Annotated in this window: 13 protein-coding genes and 2 pseudogenes; 11 read left to right on the forward strand and 4 right to left on the reverse strand. The window is 64.2% G+C overall.

The window, feature by feature from the left end; translation table 11 throughout:
- The first annotated feature begins 45 nt into the window (after positions 1-45).
- Positions 46-1,059, forward strand: coding sequence for an AraC family transcriptional regulator (locus LOY69_RS11020; protein WP_110597086.1), 1,014 nt, complete (start codon positions 46-48; stop codon positions 1,057-1,059).
- Positions 1,060-1,204: 145 nt separating this feature from the next.
- On the opposite strand, the gene LOY69_RS11025 is transcribed toward LOY69_RS11020, so the two are convergent.
- Positions 1,205-3,073: a sigma-54-dependent Fis family transcriptional regulator gene (locus LOY69_RS11025; RefSeq protein ID WP_265074531.1), complete on the reverse strand. Its 1,869-nt coding sequence runs from the start codon at positions 3,071-3,073 to the stop codon at positions 1,205-1,207.
- Between the two features lie 355 nt (positions 3,074-3,428).
- Here LOY69_RS11025 and LOY69_RS11030 point away from each other — a divergent pair.
- The 7 genes and pseudogenes from LOY69_RS11030 to LOY69_RS11060 all read left to right on the forward strand — a co-directional run bounded on the left by LOY69_RS11030 (position 3,429) and on the right by LOY69_RS11060 (position 10,479).
- Positions 3,429-4,504 (forward strand): annotated as a pseudogene (locus LOY69_RS11030) (ATP-NAD kinase family protein).
- A gap of 2 nt (positions 4,505-4,506) precedes the next feature.
- Positions 4,507-5,484, forward strand: coding sequence for a thiamine pyrophosphate-dependent dehydrogenase E1 component subunit alpha (locus tag LOY69_RS11035; protein ID WP_265074533.1), 978 nt, complete (start codon positions 4,507-4,509; stop codon positions 5,482-5,484).
- A 175-nt stretch (positions 5,485-5,659) separates the two neighbouring features.
- The gene (locus LOY69_RS11040; RefSeq protein WP_170004164.1) at positions 5,660-6,673 is read left to right on the forward strand and encodes an alpha-ketoacid dehydrogenase subunit beta; all 1,014 of its coding nucleotides are present in this window, start codon (positions 5,660-5,662) and stop codon (positions 6,671-6,673) included.
- Positions 6,673-7,785: an acetoin dehydrogenase dihydrolipoyllysine-residue acetyltransferase subunit gene (locus LOY69_RS11045; RefSeq protein WP_265074534.1), complete on the forward strand. Its 1,113-nt coding sequence runs from the start codon at positions 6,673-6,675 to the stop codon at positions 7,783-7,785. Before LOY69_RS11040 ends, LOY69_RS11045 begins: the two co-directional genes overlap by 1 nt.
- Before the next feature lie 88 nt (positions 7,786-7,873).
- The gene (locus LOY69_RS11050; RefSeq protein ID WP_265074887.1) at positions 7,874-8,947 is read left to right on the forward strand and encodes a 2,3-butanediol dehydrogenase; all 1,074 of its coding nucleotides are present in this window, start codon (positions 7,874-7,876) and stop codon (positions 8,945-8,947) included.
- 142 nt (positions 8,948-9,089) lie between these two features.
- Positions 9,090-9,815 carry a hypothetical protein gene (locus tag LOY69_RS11055; protein WP_170004158.1) on the forward strand — a complete coding sequence of 242 codons (726 nt, stop codon included), beginning with the start codon at positions 9,090-9,092 and terminating at the stop codon, positions 9,813-9,815.
- A gap of 421 nt (positions 9,816-10,236) precedes the next feature.
- Positions 10,237-10,479, forward strand: a complete 243-nt coding sequence (locus LOY69_RS11060; protein WP_258379800.1) for a hypothetical protein — start codon at positions 10,237-10,239, stop codon at positions 10,477-10,479.
- Positions 10,480-10,693: 214 nt separating this feature from the next.
- On the opposite strand, the gene LOY69_RS11065 is transcribed toward LOY69_RS11060, so the two are convergent.
- The gene (locus tag LOY69_RS11065) at positions 10,694-11,050 is read right to left on the reverse strand and encodes a DUF6572 domain-containing protein (protein ID WP_265074535.1); all 357 of its coding nucleotides are present in this window, start codon (positions 11,048-11,050) and stop codon (positions 10,694-10,696) included.
- A gap of 38 nt (positions 11,051-11,088) precedes the next feature.
- Positions 11,089-11,592 (reverse strand): SPOR domain-containing protein, encoded by a 504-nt coding sequence (locus LOY69_RS11070; protein WP_110653723.1) that lies wholly within the window; start codon positions 11,590-11,592, stop codon positions 11,089-11,091.
- A gap of 371 nt (positions 11,593-11,963) precedes the next feature.
- Here LOY69_RS11070 and LOY69_RS11075 point away from each other — a divergent pair, with 371 nt between their 5' ends.
- Both LOY69_RS11075 and LOY69_RS11080 read left to right on the forward strand, forming a co-directional pair.
- Positions 11,964-12,833: an AraC family transcriptional regulator gene (locus LOY69_RS11075; RefSeq protein ID WP_110597093.1), complete on the forward strand. Its 870-nt coding sequence runs from the start codon at positions 11,964-11,966 to the stop codon at positions 12,831-12,833.
- A gap of 68 nt (positions 12,834-12,901) precedes the next feature.
- A complete protein-coding gene (locus LOY69_RS11080) occupies positions 12,902-13,156 on the forward strand; it encodes a hypothetical protein (protein ID WP_110597094.1) in 255 nt (84 codons plus the stop codon).
- Positions 13,157-13,204: 48 nt separating this feature from the next.
- Here LOY69_RS11080 and LOY69_RS11085 read toward each other — a convergent pair whose 3' ends face one another.
- Positions 13,205-13,561, reverse strand: a complete 357-nt coding sequence (locus LOY69_RS11085) for a DUF6572 domain-containing protein (protein WP_108546317.1) — start codon at positions 13,559-13,561, stop codon at positions 13,205-13,207.
- Positions 13,562-13,984: 423 nt separating this feature from the next.
- Between LOY69_RS11085 and LOY69_RS30530 the strand changes: the two are divergent.
- A pseudogene (locus LOY69_RS30530) lies at positions 13,985-14,740 on the forward strand (MCP four helix bundle domain-containing protein); the annotation flags it as partial.
- Positions 14,741-14,756 lie beyond the last annotated feature (16 nt).

A 14,756-nucleotide genomic window follows, 5' to 3' on the forward strand; every position in this document is an offset into this window, starting at 1 on the left:
TGGCGTTTTTTGCCATAGGTCCAGCTACGGGAGCACAGCCTCTACATGCGTGAAACGGATTCGGTCGCGGTCTATTTTGTCCGGGTGATGACCCACGCCCTGCGCCAGCAGCCGGCGCGGCTGGCGGCGGTACTGAGGGAGGCCGGCATCGACCCGGCGCTGCTCGACCAGCCCCGGGCGCGGGTGCCCGGCAGCGCCTTTGCCGCGTTGTGGCTGATCCAGATCCGCGAGTTGCAGGACGAATTCTTCCAGCTCGACTCCCGGGGCATGCCGCCGGGGGCTTTCGCCCTGATCTGCCGCGGGCTGATCCAGGAGCCCAACCTGGAAAAGGCCTTGCGCCAGTGCCTGAACAACTTTGGCCTGTTTTTACGCGACGTCGGCGCCAGCCTCAGCTTGCGGGGCAAGCGCGCGGTGATCAGCCTGGACAGCCGCTGCGACGATCCGCTGCGTAGCCATTACGCCGAGGAAACCCTGCTGGTGCTGATCATCAGCCTGTTGTGCTGGCTCGGCGGGCGGCGGATTCCCATCGACCGCGCTGATTTTCGTCATTCACGCCTGAGCCTCAGCGACGACCCGCTGCTGTGGGGCAGCAACCTGACCTGGAACGCCGGGCGCACCGAGATCGAATTTGCCAGCCGCTTTTTGCGCCTGCCGGTGGTCCAGGATTTGGCCTCGCTCAAGGTGTTCCTGCGCAGCGCCCCGCAGTGGCTGGTGATCCGCTTTCGCAACCAGCACGGCCTGACCCGCCAGGTGCACCAACGCCTGCGCAGCAGTCACTACAGCCAGTGGCCGACCCTGGAAGCCTTCGCCCGCGAAGTGCAGATGAGCGCCAGCACCCTGCGCCGGCGCCTGGAGCGCGAGGGCGGCTCCTATCAAGAGATCAAGGACGAAGTACGCCGCGGCGTGGCCGTCGAACTGCTACGCCGCACCAGCGTCAGCATCAGCGAGATTGCCGAACTGACCGGCTTCCAAGAGCCCAGCGCCTTCCACCGCGCGTTCAAGAAATGGACCGGCGAAAGCCCCGGGCGCTACCGCGCCCGCCTCAACCCAACCCTGTAGCCGCTGCCGCAGGCTGCGCACGGCTGTGCAGGAGACGCGGGGATTTTGAAGGCGCTGAAGATTCGGCGGGAGATCGCCAAGCAAGGCCCTGCGGGCCTTTGCGCAGCTTCGCAGGCTCAGCAGCGGCTACAGGTTTTCATTGGGGTTAGACCGGGCTGCGGCCGGGCATCTGGATGCCGTGCTGTTGCACGCGGCGGTACAGGGTGGCGCGGGAGATGCCCAGGGCCTTGGCAGCTGCGACGGGTTTCCAGCGGTGGCGCACCAGGGCGTCGAGCAGGGCCTGGCGCTCGGGGCTGGTGGCGGTTTCCAGGGCGGGCAGGGCGCCGTCGGCTGCTGTGCCGCGCAGTTGTTCGGGCAAGTCATGCAGTTGGATCAGCGGCCCTTCGCATACGGCGCAGGCGTAGCGCAGCACGTGGCGCAATTGCCGCACGTTGCCCGGCCAGCGGTAGCCCAGCAGGCATTCCAACGCCGCATTGCCCAGTTGCACCGGCGCGCCGCAGCGCTTGGATTCTTCTTCGACAATCTGTGTGATCAGTGCCAGCCGGTCGCTGCGTTCGCGCAGCGGCGGCAGCTGAAAGCGCGCGCCACCGAGGCGGAAATACAGGTCTTCGCGAAAGCTGCCCTCGGCCACCAGCGCTTCCAGGTCGCGGTGGGTGGCGCAGATCACCTGGATATCCACCGCCTTGCGCTGCGCGGCCCCCAGCGGCGCCACTTCACCCTCGGCCAGCACCCGCAGCAGGCGGGTCTGCAAGGCCAGGGGCATGTCGCCGATTTCATCGAGGAACAGGGTGCCGCCATCGGCCTGTTGCAGCAGGCCCTGCATGCCTTTGTTCGAGGCCCCGGTAAAGGCCCCGGCGACGTAACCGAACAGCTCGCTCTCGATCAGGTTCTCGGGAATCGCCGCGCAGTTCACCGCGACAAAGGGCCGGTCCCGGCGCTGGCTGGCCTGGTGCAGCTGGCGGGCGAAGACTTCCTTGCCGGAACCGGTTTCGCCCTGGATCAGCACCGGCAGGTGGCGGTCCTTGACCCGCACCGCCAGGCGCAGGCTCTGTTCCACTCGCGGGTCCAGCGGTTCGCCGGCCAGGCTCAGGCGCGGGCGACTCTGGGGCCGGCGCGGCGCCTGCAAGCGGCCATGCAGCTCGGCGGACAGCGGGCACAGGGCTTCGTCCCGGGCGCGCTGCAACAGCTGCGGGTCGAACACCTGGGTGATGTGCTGCGGCAAGCGGCCATAGCGGCGCAGCAGGTAATGGCGCGCCGCCGGGTTCAGCGCCCGCAGGCAACCGTCATCGTCCCAGGCCAGCAGGTAATCGGGCTGGCTGTCGACATAGCCCGGGCTGGCATGGGCCCGCAGCACCCAGTAACCCTGGGCGCTGTTCATGAAGAACGCCTGTTCGATCTCCCGCGCGCTCTGCACCACCATCTGCCGGATCAGGTGCTGGGAACGGCGGTCATCCGGGGAGCGCACCGCCGATACGTCCAGCACCCCCAGCAGCTCGCCCTGGGGATCGAACACCGGCGCGGCGGAGCAGGTCAGGCCGATAAACGCGGCGCGAAAGTGGTCGCGCTTGTGCACGGTGATCGGCGTGCGCGCGGTGAGCACCGCCGCCACGCCGCAGGTGCCTTCTTCACCCTCCGACCAGCAGGTGCCCAGGTACAGCCCGGCCTTGCGGCAGTCGTTGCGCAAGGTGGATTCCACCCGGTAGTCGATGGTCTGGCCCTGGGCGTCGGTGAGCAGCACGCAGTAGTCGGCGTCGCGCACCCGGCCATGCAGGCGCGCCACTTCTTCGCTGGCAATGCGCAGGAACAGCTCGGAGCGCTCACGGCATTCCTTGAGCACGTTTTCCGACAGGATGCGCGGCCCCTGCAGCGAGCCGGGGTCCAGCTGGTGCTGCTCCATGGAGCGCCGCCAGGAATCGAGGATCAGGCTCGGCACGGGCGCCTGGGGCAGGTGCGCGGCGTTTTTCAGGACCCGGCTGACGCAGTCCACGTGGGCTTTGGAATGTGCGGAAAGCATGAAGGCCTCCGGTTGCAGCTTCTTATCGTTGTCGGCGCATTAAGCGCCGATCCGCCGCCCTCGACAAGCACCGAACGCCGCCGGGACGGCAGTGAGACGCAACGTCTCAAGGTCTCGCCCAGGCCCCGTGCAGCCTGACATGCAACGTCTCACGGAAGGCTGGCTTCAACGCGCCGCAGCAAGCGCGTCAGCCGCTCTGGAACAGCCTTTTGCAGAGGTTTTCCGACACCTGGCACCGGCCTTGCTCTGGCCCTTGGCAACCAGTCTCCGGCAACCCGCGTCGACTGGCCCATCGAAGAATAAGAACGAGGTGCCCGATGTTTTCTCCTGCCTGTGCTCCGCCCGCGGTGAGCCCATGAACCGCCGCCCCCTGACCGTTGGCATCATCGCCAACCCGGCCTCGGGCCGTGATGTGCGCCGCCTCACCGCCAACGCCGGGCTGTTCTCCAGCACCGACAAGGTCTCGGTGATCCAGCGTCTGCTGGCGGCTTTTGGCGCCACCGGCATCACCCAGGTGCTGATGCCTACCGACATGACCGGTATCGCCGCCGCGGTGCAGAAAAACAGCCGCAGCCGCCAGGCCCGGGAGCAGCACTGGCCGGCCCTGGAGTTCCTCGACCTGACCCTGCGCCAGAGCGTCGAGGACACCCGTCAGGCCGCGCGCTGGATGGCCGAGCGCGAGGTGGCGCTGATCGCCGTGCTCGGGGGCGACGGCACCCACAAGGCGGTGGCCGCCGAGGTCGGTGACATTCCGCTGCTGACCCTGTCCACCGGCACCAACAACGCCTTTCCGGAACTGCGCGAAGCCACCAGCGCCGGGCTGGCCGGTGGGCTCTACGCCAGCGGCCGGGTGCCCGCCGAGATCGCCCTGCGGCGCAACAAGCGGCTGCTGGTGCGCGAGCCGTCCCGGGGCCTGTGCGAGGTGGCCCTGGTGGATGTGGCGGTGTCGCCCCTGGCCTTTGTCGGCGCCCGGGCCATCAGCCGCGCCAGCGATCTGGCCGAGGTCTTCGTGACCTTCGCCGAGCCCCAGTCCATCGGCATTTCCGCCCTTTGCGGGCTGTGGCTGCCGGTGACTCGCCAGGAACCCCACGGCGCCTGGATGCGCCTGGACCCGCAATCCCCCGAAGCGCTGCTGGTGCCCCTGGCCCCCGGCCTGCTGCAGGGCTGCGGGGTGCTGGAGTCCGGTTACCTGCAACCCGACGTGCCCCAGCCGCTGTGCCTGAGCGCCGGCACCCTGGCCCTGGATGGCGAGCGCGAGATCGAATTCAACCCCCACGACCGGCCCACGGTCACCCTGGATGCCGGCGGCCCGCTGAGCATCGACGTCAACGCGGTCCTGGCACACGCGGCGCGCCAGCGCCTGCTGGCCATCGACCGCGATCACCGGCAACACCCCGTGAACCTTCAGTCCGAAGACACCCTGGAGAATAAAAATGTCGACACCCCTGACCACTGACCAGTTGCTCCACGCCTACCGGGTGATGCGCACCATCCGCGCATTCGAAGAACGCCTGCACGTGGAATTCGCCACCGGCGAGATCCCCGGTTTCGTCCACCTCTACGCCGGGGAAGAAGCCTCCGCCGCCGGGGTCATGGCCCACCTGCGCGACGATGACTGCATCGCCTCCAACCACCGCGGCCACGGCCATTGCATCGCCAAGGGCGTGGACGTCTTTGGGATGATGGCGGAGATCTACGGCAAGAAGACCGGGGTCTGCCAGGGCAAGGGCGGCTCCATGCACATCGCCGATTTCGAGAAGGGCATGCTCGGCGCCAACGGCATCGTCGGTGCCGGGGCGCCGCTGGTGGTGGGCGCGGCCCTGGCCGCCCGGCTGCAAGGCACCGACGGTGTGTCGGTGGTGTTCTTCGGCGACGGCGGCTCCAACGAAGGCGCGGTGTTCGAGGCCATGAACATGGCCTCGGTGTGGAACCTGCCGTGCCTGTTCATTGCCGAGAACAACGGCTACGCCGAGGCCACGGCGTCCAACTGGTCGGTGGCCTGCGACCACATCGCCGACCGCGCCGCCGGTTTCGGCATGCCCGGGGTGACGGTGGACGGCTTTGATTTCTTCGCCGTGCACGAAGCCGCAGGCGCCGCCGTGGAGCGCGCCCGGGCCGGGGAGGGGCCGTCGCTGATCGAGGTCAAGCTGACCCGCTACTACGGCCACTTCGAGGGCGACGCCCAGACCTACCGCGCCCCCGACGAGGTCAAGCATTACCGCGAGCACAACGACTGCCTGATGCAGTTCCGCGAACGCACCACCCGTTCGGGCCTGGTGCAGGCCAGCCAGCTGGAGCAGATCGATGCCGAGGTGGAAGCGCTGATCGAAGACGCGGTGCGCAAGGCCAAGTCCGACCCCAAGCCGAGCCCCGCCGACCTGCTCAGCGACGTGTACGTCGCTTACCCATAAGAACCTGCTCACGATCTGCTGCGCTTAGCTCATGCGGCGTTAAAAATGGCTTCGAAATGCTCATTTAGGGCCCTAAATTCCGCTTTCTCAGCCATTTTTGCCTTGCCTGAGCGTCGCTCGCTAGATCGTGAACAGGTTCTACAGCCTCCTCCAAGAACAACAAGAGACCACCATCATGGCGAGAAAAATCAGTTACCAGCAGGCCATCAACGAAGCCCTGGCCCAGGAAATGCGGCGCGACCCCAGCGTGTTCATCATGGGTGAAGACGTGGCGGGCGGCGCCGGCGCCCCCGGCGACAACGACGCCTGGGGCGGTGTGCTCGGGGTGACCAAGGGCCTCTACCATCAATTCCCCGGACGGGTGCTGGACACACCGCTGTCGGAAATCGGCTACGTCGGTGCCGCGGTCGGCGCCGCCACCCGTGGCGTGCGCCCGGTGTGCGAGCTGATGTTCGTCGACTTCGCCGGCTGCTGCCTGGACCAGATCCTCAATCAGGCGGCGAAGTTTCGCTACATGTTCGGCGGCAAGGCCCAGACTCCGCTGGTGATCCGCACCATGGTCGGCGCCGGCCTGCGCGCTGCGGCCCAGCACTCGCAGATGCTCACCTCGCTGTGGACCCACATCCCCGGGCTGAAAGTGGTCTGCCCCTCGTCGCCCTACGACGCCAAGGGCCTGTTGATCCAGGCCATCCGCGACAACGACCCGGTGATCTTCTGCGAGCACAAAATGCTCTACAGCCTGCAGGGCGACGTGCCGGAAGAGTCCTACGCGATTCCCTTCGGCGAGGCCAACTTCCTGCGCGACGGCAAGGACGTGACCCTGGTGTCCTACGGGCGCACGGTGAACACCGCCCTGGACGCGGCCCGTGCCCTGGCCGGGCGCGGCATCGATTGCGAGGTGATCGACCTGCGCACCACCAGCCCGCTGGATGAAGACAGCATCCTGGAAAGCGTGGAGAAGACCGGGCGCCTGGTGGTGATCGACGAAGCCAATCCGCGCTGCTCCATGGCCACCGACATCTCGGCCCTGGTGGCGCAGAAAGCCTTCGCCTCCCTCAAGGCGCCGATTGAAATGGTCACCGCGCCCCACACCCCAGTGCCGTTCTCCGACGCCCTGGAAGACCTGTACATCCCCGACGCGGCGAAGATCGAAAAAGCCGTGCTCACTGTGATCGAGTGGAGCCGCTGATGAGCCAGATCCATACCCTAACCATGCCCAAGTGGGGCCTGTCGATGACCGAGGGCCGGGTCGATGCCTGGCTCAAGGAAGAAGGCCAGAGCATCAGCAAGGGCGATGAAGTGCTGGACGTGGAGACCGACAAGATCTCCAGCAGCGTCGAGGCGCCGTTCTCCGGCATCCTGCGCCGGCAGATCGCCCGCCAGGACGAGACGCTGGCGGTGGGCGCGCTGCTGGGCATCGTGGTCGAAGGCGAGGCCAGCGACGCCGAGATCGACGCGGTGATCGAGCAGTTCCAGGCCAGCTTCGTGCCCGGCGACAGCGCCGACGAAGACAGTGGCCCGGCGCCGCAGAAGGTCGAGCTTGGCGGCCGCTTGATCCGTTATTTCGAAAGGGGCGAAGGCGGCATGCCGCTGGTGCTGGTGCACGGCTTTGGCGGCGACCTCAACAACTGGCTGTTCAACCACGAAGCCCTGGCTGCCGGGCGCCGGGTGATTGCCCTCGACCTGCCGGGCCACGGCGAATCGACCAAGGCTCTGCAACGCGGCGACCTGGATGAATTGAGCGAAGTGCTGCTTGCATTGCTGGATCACCTGGAGATTCCCGTGGCCCATCTGGTAGGCCATTCCATGGGCGGCGCGGTGTCCCTCAACACCGCGCGGCTGGCGCCGGACCGCGTGCGCACCCTGACCCTGATCGGCAGCGCCGGGCTGGGCGCTGAGATCAACGGCGACTACCTGCAAGGTTTTGTCGAGGCCAGCAACCGCAATGCCCTCAAGCCGCAACTGGTGCAGCTGTTCTCCAATGCCGAGCTGGTGAACCGGCAGATGCTCGACGACATGCTCAAGTACAAGCGCCTGGAAGGGGTGCAGGACGCCCTCGGGCAGTTGGCCGGCAAGCTGTTCGCCGATGGCCGCCAGCAGGCCGACCTGCGCCCGGTGGTGCAGGACGGTGCGCAGCCGGTGCTGGTGATCTGGGGCAGTGACGACCGGATCATCCCGGTGAGCCACAGCGCCGATCTCAAGGCGCAGATCGAGGTGCTGCCGGGGCAGGGGCACATGCTGCAGATGGAAGCGGCGGAGCAGGTCAACCGCCTGATCCTCGACTTTATCCGCCAGCACTGAGGTGTGCTGCGGCGGCCAGGGGGCCGTCGCAGCCCTATAACAATCAGGAGAAGCCAAGATGAGTGTTTCCCTCAAGTCCGTTCCGAGCATGCGCGCCGCGGTCTGGCACGGCCGCCACGATATTCGCGTCGAAGACGTACCGCTGCCCGACGCACCAGCGGCCGGCTGGGTGCAGATCCGCGTCGACTGGTGCGGCATCTGCGGTTCCGACCTGCACGAATACGTGGCCGGGCCGGTGTTCATTCCGGTGGACGCGCCGCATCCGCTGACCGGGATCAAAGGCCAGTGCATCCTCGGCCACGAGTTCTGCGGCGAGATCGTTGCCCTGGGCGAAGGGGTCCAGGGTTTCAGCCTCGGTCAGCCGGTGGCCGCCGACGCCTGCCAGCACTGTGGCACCTGCTACTACTGCACCCACGGCCTGTACAACATCTGCGAAAACCTGGCCTTTACCGGGCTGATGAACAACGGTGCCTTCGCTGAATTGGTCAACGTGCCGGCCAACCTGCTGTACGCCTTGCCGGACAACTTTCCCGCCGAGGCCGGAGCGCTGATCGAGCCGCTGGCAGTGGGCATGCACGCGGTGAAAAAGGCCGGCAGCCTGCTGGGGCAGAACGTGGTGGTGGTCGGCGCCGGCACCATCGGCCTGTGCACCATCATGTGCGCCAAGGCCGCAGGCGCGGCCCAGGTGATTGCCCTGGAAATGTCCGGCGCGCGCAAGGCCAAGGCCCTGGAGGTGGGCGCGACCCACGTGCTCGATCCCAAGGAATGCGACGCCCTGGCCGAGGTCAAGCGCCTGACCGGCGGATTGGGCGCCGATGTCAGCTTTGAGTGCATCGGCAACAAGCACACCGCCAAGCTGGCCATCGACCTGATCCGCAAAGCCGGCAAATGCGTGCTGGTGGGGATCTTCGAAGAGCCCAGCGAGTTCAACTTCTTCGAACTGGTGGCCACCGAGAAAACGGTGCTGGGGGCCCTGGCCTACAACGGTGAATTCGCCGATGTGATCGCCTTTATCGCTGATGGCCGGCTGGACATCGCGCCGCTGGTGACCGGGCGCATCCAGCTGGAAGAGATCGTTGGCCAGGGCTTCGAGGAGCTGGTCAACAACAAGGAACACAACGTCAAGATCATCGTTTCCCCCGGTCAGTTGCGACGCTCGTAAGCGAGCGATTTGGCGATGGTCGGCAGCGGTCATCGCACTTTTTTACAGTTTTGCGTTCTATCACCAGGCCTGGCCGCGCCGATCCCCGCCGCAGCCCGTGAATTTCGACCCGGTGCCGATGGCCTACGCTCCCTCTTCTTGCATGATGCAAACCCGCTTTCAGCGCCTGTTCCTGGTGGTGCTGCTGATGCTTGGCGCCACGGCCTGCACCCAGCAGCAAGGGCGCGATATCGCCAAACAGTTTCGTGAAGGCAAGCCTGACGAATTCTTCCAGACCAGCGTCGATCGCATGGCCACCATCGGCATGCGCGACAACCTGCAGAGCCTGTACCTGCTGATGGGCAAGCTCTATCTGCGTAATCCCAGCCAGTGGCGCAAGTCGGGGTTCCCCGATGGCACCACGGCCCAGCGTGAGATTCGCAATGCCATCGAAAAGCGCCAGCCATTGCCGGCCCTGGGGGATCGTCGTGATCTGGCGGCCTTGAGTTATTCCTTGAGCCCGGAGTTTCAGGGGGATCGGGTCGGGGCCTTTATCTATGCCATTGGCAGCATGTTGGTGACGGCCCATGGCGGGCGGACCGAGTTCTACATGACCGATACCATTGATCCGCAGTTCATCAGTAATGCGGCGCGCAATATTGAAAAAGCCACTTGGCTGTTGAGCCAGCGTCAGGATGCCAATGGGGTGTTGTTGCTGTTCTCCAACGAGATTTCCGAGGAGGGCAGCAATCTGAGTTTTGCTGTGGAGTTTGGGAAGATTGTGGCGCGGTTGGATTTGCTGACGCAGATTCTGGATGAGCGCTATCGGCGGGTGGGGTTCAATTATGCGCAGAGTTTGTTGTTGATGAATTTTTTGCCGGTGCAGTAGTAGGGGGGCGGAGCACTCGTCTTGCTCCCGCTCGGGCGCGTAGCGGTTGTAAAACCTGAGGGTGCGGTCTGATTGGTGGATATATCCGTTGCTGCGGGGGCGGCCGCTTATGGTTCCGCTCTTACAGCGGCTCACTTTTGAAGAGCGCAAAAGTAAGCAAAACGCTCTGCCCCTCCACTCGGTGCCTCGCCTAGGCTCGGCATGCCCGAACTCCGGCATTGATCCGTGGGCCGCCGCCACCGGCCATCCATGGCCGGGTGGCGGCTAACCCGGCGTCCTGCCGGGTTACCCACGGCTCAATGCCTGCGTTCGGCCATCGTGGTTAACGGGGCGTTCAGATCAAGATCAAGAGCGTGACGGCGGCCTTGCGGCCGGCCTGAAGATGGGGCGGTGTGTAGCGTCCCCCCATGTAGGAGCTGGCTTGCCAGCGAAGGCGTCAGTCCAGGCGCTGCATGAGTTTGTGCGCCAGTCCGATACGGTGGCCTTTGCCAGCGCCATCAGTGGTGAGGGGCAGGGCATGGATGGGCTGGTGTCGGTGCCGCTGTCCAACCCGCGCTTGGGCGATCGGGACATTCAGGTGCTGACCATGCCCAAGCGGGTGTTGCCGGAAAGCCTGGCGTTCTTTATCGACACCTTGATTGCGCGGTTGCAGAAAGAGGGCTGAGGGAGGCTGCTGACCGTTCTCGCCGAGCCGGACACGCTCAGGGCGCTGGGTGAGTTCCTGATCAAGGCTTCAGCTGACATGGCGGCCAATGGCCTGGAGCATGTGCACCTGCAAGATGTGATCGAGCACTTCTCGCACCAGGATGATGTGGATGTGATTGCCCTCAACCGGGCGCTGATCAAGCCTGCCTGAGGCACCGCCGTGCGCGGCCCGGCTATATGTTGCGAATCCTCTCGTCGGCCCTGAGTTCGAACTTAAAGCCAATGCCCACGTCATTCAGGGTTTCGGTCACGCGGGCCATGAAGTACTCGGCCTGCGCGGGCAGTTCATACAAGCCTACGACCTGGATGATCGGGTACTTGCCATAGGCGCCGGGGATCTCGGTGTAGATCTGGCCACCTTCGATGAAGGCGATGTAGCTGTTGATTTTCTCTTGCAGCAAGAGCAGGTGTTCGCCTTGTTCCGCCTTGCTGCCCCATTCGAGGTGGTCGGTCATCACCAGCAACAGGCTGTCGGGCGGGTCTTTGGGAATTGCCCAGAAATCGATGACTTTGGGATTGGTGATGGACACGTCTGATCCTTAACGAGGTCGGCTTGCAAGCATTTGATTTACCGGGTCACTGAGCGCCAGGTCACCAGTCCATCCAGGCCATGCTCGGACTTCAGGTAGTTGAGTGTGTTCTGTGCCTCGGCCTTTTCTTCGAACGGGCCGGCAAAAAGGTGCGGTGGCTCATCGAGAATGGTGGGGATGTCGATGAGCCCCATCTGTGCAGCCAGGCGTTCAAACTCTTCATCGGTTTGAGCGCTGATGCGCGCTACCCAACCGCTGCGATCCCTCAAGGCGATAGGCTCCACTTCGGCGCCGCAGCGCTTGCATCGTGAGGCGCTGGCGTTGATGTCCTGGGTGCAGGCAGGACAAGGGCGCAGATCCTCATGCACCAGCGCATCAACGCCAGTCTTTGCCAGCCGTGGCATCAACCACACGGCAAGCAGGGCGACGCCAGGAAAGAACAGCCCGATTGCAAACCATCTTGGACCCGAGCGCCCACGTGTACTGGCAGCGTAAGCGGTTATTGCCGTGAGAATGAGCCAGACGGGGAGCGAGACGCCCATTGCAACTCCTTGTGTTGAGGTGTGAGTAATGCTCCCGCTGAACGGGGGGCTGCAAAATATCCGTTCTTTGGCGGCGACGCCATAAACCATCATGCGAGCGGTCTGGTGTGGGGTAGTGGCCAGTGAGGTCAAGTGGTCGCTCGGTCGGCGCCGCTGCCGTTATCAAACCGGAGCGCCTTTGTGTTGCTGGCGCGCCAGGCCATTGGCTTGCTGTCGAATGATGAGGACAATCACGGCGCGGGGTGATTCAAGGCCTTACCCCGGGCGGCTGCCACGAACCACCCGGGTGCACCTTGAGCAAGAGCGGCTAGGCGCGTGCCTGCCGGGATAGCCGATCCTGTGCCTACCGTTATTCCCGGAGCCTTTGCCCAGTGCCTGACCTGTCGATCAACGCCGCCTACGCCAAACGCTTCAACGCGGTACTCGCCTACATCAATGAGAACCTTGAAGGCGATCTGTCGGTGAGGACGTTGAGCCGGGTGGCGAACTTCTCCGAGTTTCACTTCCATCGGCAATTCACCGCCTTCGTCGGCGTGCCGGTTGCACGTTATGTGCAACTGATGCGCTTGCGCGGTGCGGCCCATCGCCTGGTGTCCCGGGCGGACCACTCGGTGCTGGAGGCCGCGTTCGGCGCCGGTTTCGAAAGCCCCGAGGCGTTTTCCAGGGCGTTCAGGCGGGCGTTCGGCATGAGCCCGAGTGCGTTCAGGAAGCAGCCGAACTGGCAGGTCTGGAATGCGGTATTTGCCATCCCTCATTTTTCCAGGAGCATCATCATGCAGGTACGAATCGTGGACTTTGCCGACACCCGGGTTGCAGCGCTGGAGCACTGCGGGCCTGCCGAGCTGGTCAATGAAAGCGTGCGCAGGTTTATCGATTGGCGGATGCAGAGCGGGCAGTCGCCGGTGGCATCGAGTCGCAGTTTTGGCATTCCCTTCAACAACCCCGATACCACGGCGCCGCAGGAATTCCGCTTTGCCATCTGCGGCGAGATTCATGAGGCGGTGGTGGCCAATGAGGTGGGTATTGGCGAGATGCAGATTGCCGGTGGCCGCTATGCGGTGGTGCGGCATGTGGGCTCGCCGGATCACATCGGTGAAAGCATCTACCCGATCTACCGCGATTGGCTGCCGGGCAGTGGCGAGGAACTGCGGGATCAGCCGATGTTCTTTGAATACCTGAGTATTTATCCGCAGACCCCACTGGAGCAGTGGCTGACGGATATTTATGTGCCCTTGCAGTAGTGGGGATGGGTCAAACCTTGCTCATGACCTCGATTTGAGCATGACCTTCGGGTACAGGAGTTCGACCTTTGCCAACGTTGAAACGCTTTAGCGTTCAGGGAACCGCGGTGGGCGGTGAGCAGAGCATCCAGCTGGACGAGATCTCGATTCTCGCCGAGCCGGACACGCTCAGGGCGCTGGGTGAGTTCCTGATCAATGCGGCCAACGAAATGGCGCTCAATGGGCGGGAGCATGTGCACCTGCAAGAGGTGATCGAGGACTTTTCCCATGAGCGGCATGTGGATTTCATTGCGCTTAACCGGGCGCTGATCCTGCCGGCATAAGGTGGTGCTGCGCGCTGCTCGACCGAGGGGCAGCGCGCAGCTGGCGGGCTACAGGCCGGGAGCCTGTTCGGTCACTTTCAGCTCGAAATCGAAGCCAATGCCGCGCTCGTTGAGGAGCTCGCCAATGCGTTTGAAAAACCAATCGACCTGCTCGGGCAGCTCGTGCAAACCCAGGACCCGGATCATCAGCTGCTTGCCGCAGGCATCGGGAATTTCGCGGTAGATCTCCTCACTTTCGATAAAGGTGATGTAGGTGTTGATCTTCTCCTGCAGCAGGAGCAGGTGCTCGCTGTGCGCCGCTTCGTCACCCCATTCGAGAGGGTCGACCATGATCAACAGCAGGCTGTCGGGCGCGGATTTGGGGATTGCCCAGATATCGATGACTGTTGGGTTGGTGATGGACATGGCTGATCCTTCAGAAGGTGGGGGGCGGCATTGTATGACGTGGCTGATGGTGGTTTCAGGACGCGGTCGAGGACACTGGGTGATACGCCAGCCTCTTGCAACACCAGCCACAACAAAAAATTCACTCCCGCGGGATGTTTTTATGACGTGTGCGGATTTAAGGTAATGACGAAATGCCATCATCGTTGAGCGCGCAGCTGGCTCAATGTCGTATTTCAGGCCCAGGCCAAGAAAAGCCCGGGTGGCAGCGGCATGGGCAGTGTGGTTCGACTTGATTGATGCTGCCGCGCCGAGGCAGCTGCAGGTCGATCAACCGGTCGTCGGGCTGTTTGCAGCTCCATGACCTACAGTCGATAGCCTGGGATGACAGCAGCGAAGTACCGACAACTCCACCAAGAGAGATAAAAAATGAACGTCCGGACAATGAACCTCGCTCCACGGTCTGCCGCCTTTTTCTCACTCATTGTCCTGGTGGTGTTTGCCCTGGGCATTGTCGCGGTGCTGCAAATGGGCAAGCTGCGAGACGCGGAACAGGATGTCGAGACCAACTGGATGGCCAGCATCCGCGAGATCGGCAAGATGAAGACCGGCGTCTTGCGCCTGCGTCTGGAAAGCATCCGCATCACCGTGACCACCGACGAACAGCAGCGGCAAACCCGCATCGCCTCCTTGAGTGGTTATCGAAACACGCTGCAGAGCACCATCAGCCAGTACCAACCCCTGATTACCGGGCCGGCGGAGCGCGAGCTGTACCAGGCGGTGGCGACTGATGTGCAGGCTTACTTCAAGCTGCTGGACGAGCTGGAGCCGCTGTTGCGCAGCGGTGACAACGCTGCGGCCATCACCCTGATCAATACCCGCATCAGCCCGATGACCAACATCATGCAAGAGAAGATGGACAAGCTCTCGGACTTCAATGACGAGGGCGCGAAGCAGGCGGGGATCACCGCCGCGTCGGTGTACAGCAGCGGCTTGACGCTGGTGCTGGTGCTGATGGGGGTGACGGTGGTGCTCACCGTGGTGCTGGCCACCGTGCTGACCCGCAGCATAACCTCGCCCATCGGCGATGCCCTGGCAGTGGCCGAGCGCATCGCCGGCAGCGACCTGTCCCGGGAGATCGCAATCAGCGGCCGCGATGAAGCCGGCCGCCTGCTGGCCGCCCTGGCCAAGATGCAGAGCAACCTGCGGGAAACCA

The sequence above is a fragment of the Pseudomonas sp. B21-059 genome (assembly GCF_026016285.1).
In the GTDB taxonomy this organism is placed as follows: Bacteria; Pseudomonadota; Gammaproteobacteria; order Pseudomonadales; family Pseudomonadaceae; genus Aquipseudomonas; species Aquipseudomonas danubii.

What these genes read in the sequence shown, in the direction of transcription:
- LOY69_RS11020 (WP_110597086.1), top strand. Translation starts at nt 46, where the DNA reads ATGCGTGAAACGGATTCGGTCGCGGTCTATTTTGTCCGGGTGATGACC.
- LOY69_RS11025 (WP_265074531.1), bottom strand. Translation starts at nt 3,073, where the DNA reads ATGCTTTCCGCACATTCCAAAGCCCACGTGGACTGCGTCAGCCGGGTC.
- LOY69_RS11035 (WP_265074533.1), top strand. Translation starts at nt 4,507, where the DNA reads ATGTCGACACCCCTGACCACTGACCAGTTGCTCCACGCCTACCGGGTG.
- LOY69_RS11040 (WP_170004164.1), top strand. Translation starts at nt 5,660, where the DNA reads ATGGCGAGAAAAATCAGTTACCAGCAGGCCATCAACGAAGCCCTGGCC.
- LOY69_RS11045 (WP_265074534.1), top strand. Translation starts at nt 6,673, where the DNA reads ATGAGCCAGATCCATACCCTAACCATGCCCAAGTGGGGCCTGTCGATG.
- LOY69_RS11050 (WP_265074887.1), top strand. Translation starts at nt 7,874, where the DNA reads ATGCGCGCCGCGGTCTGGCACGGCCGCCACGATATTCGCGTCGAAGAC.
- LOY69_RS11055 (WP_170004158.1), top strand. Translation starts at nt 9,090, where the DNA reads ATGATGCAAACCCGCTTTCAGCGCCTGTTCCTGGTGGTGCTGCTGATG.
- LOY69_RS11070 (WP_110653723.1), bottom strand. Translation starts at nt 11,592, where the DNA reads ATGGGCGTCTCGCTCCCCGTCTGGCTCATTCTCACGGCAATAACCGCT.
- LOY69_RS11085 (WP_108546317.1), bottom strand. Translation starts at nt 13,561, where the DNA reads ATGTCCATCACCAACCCAACAGTCATCGATATCTGGGCAATCCCCAAA.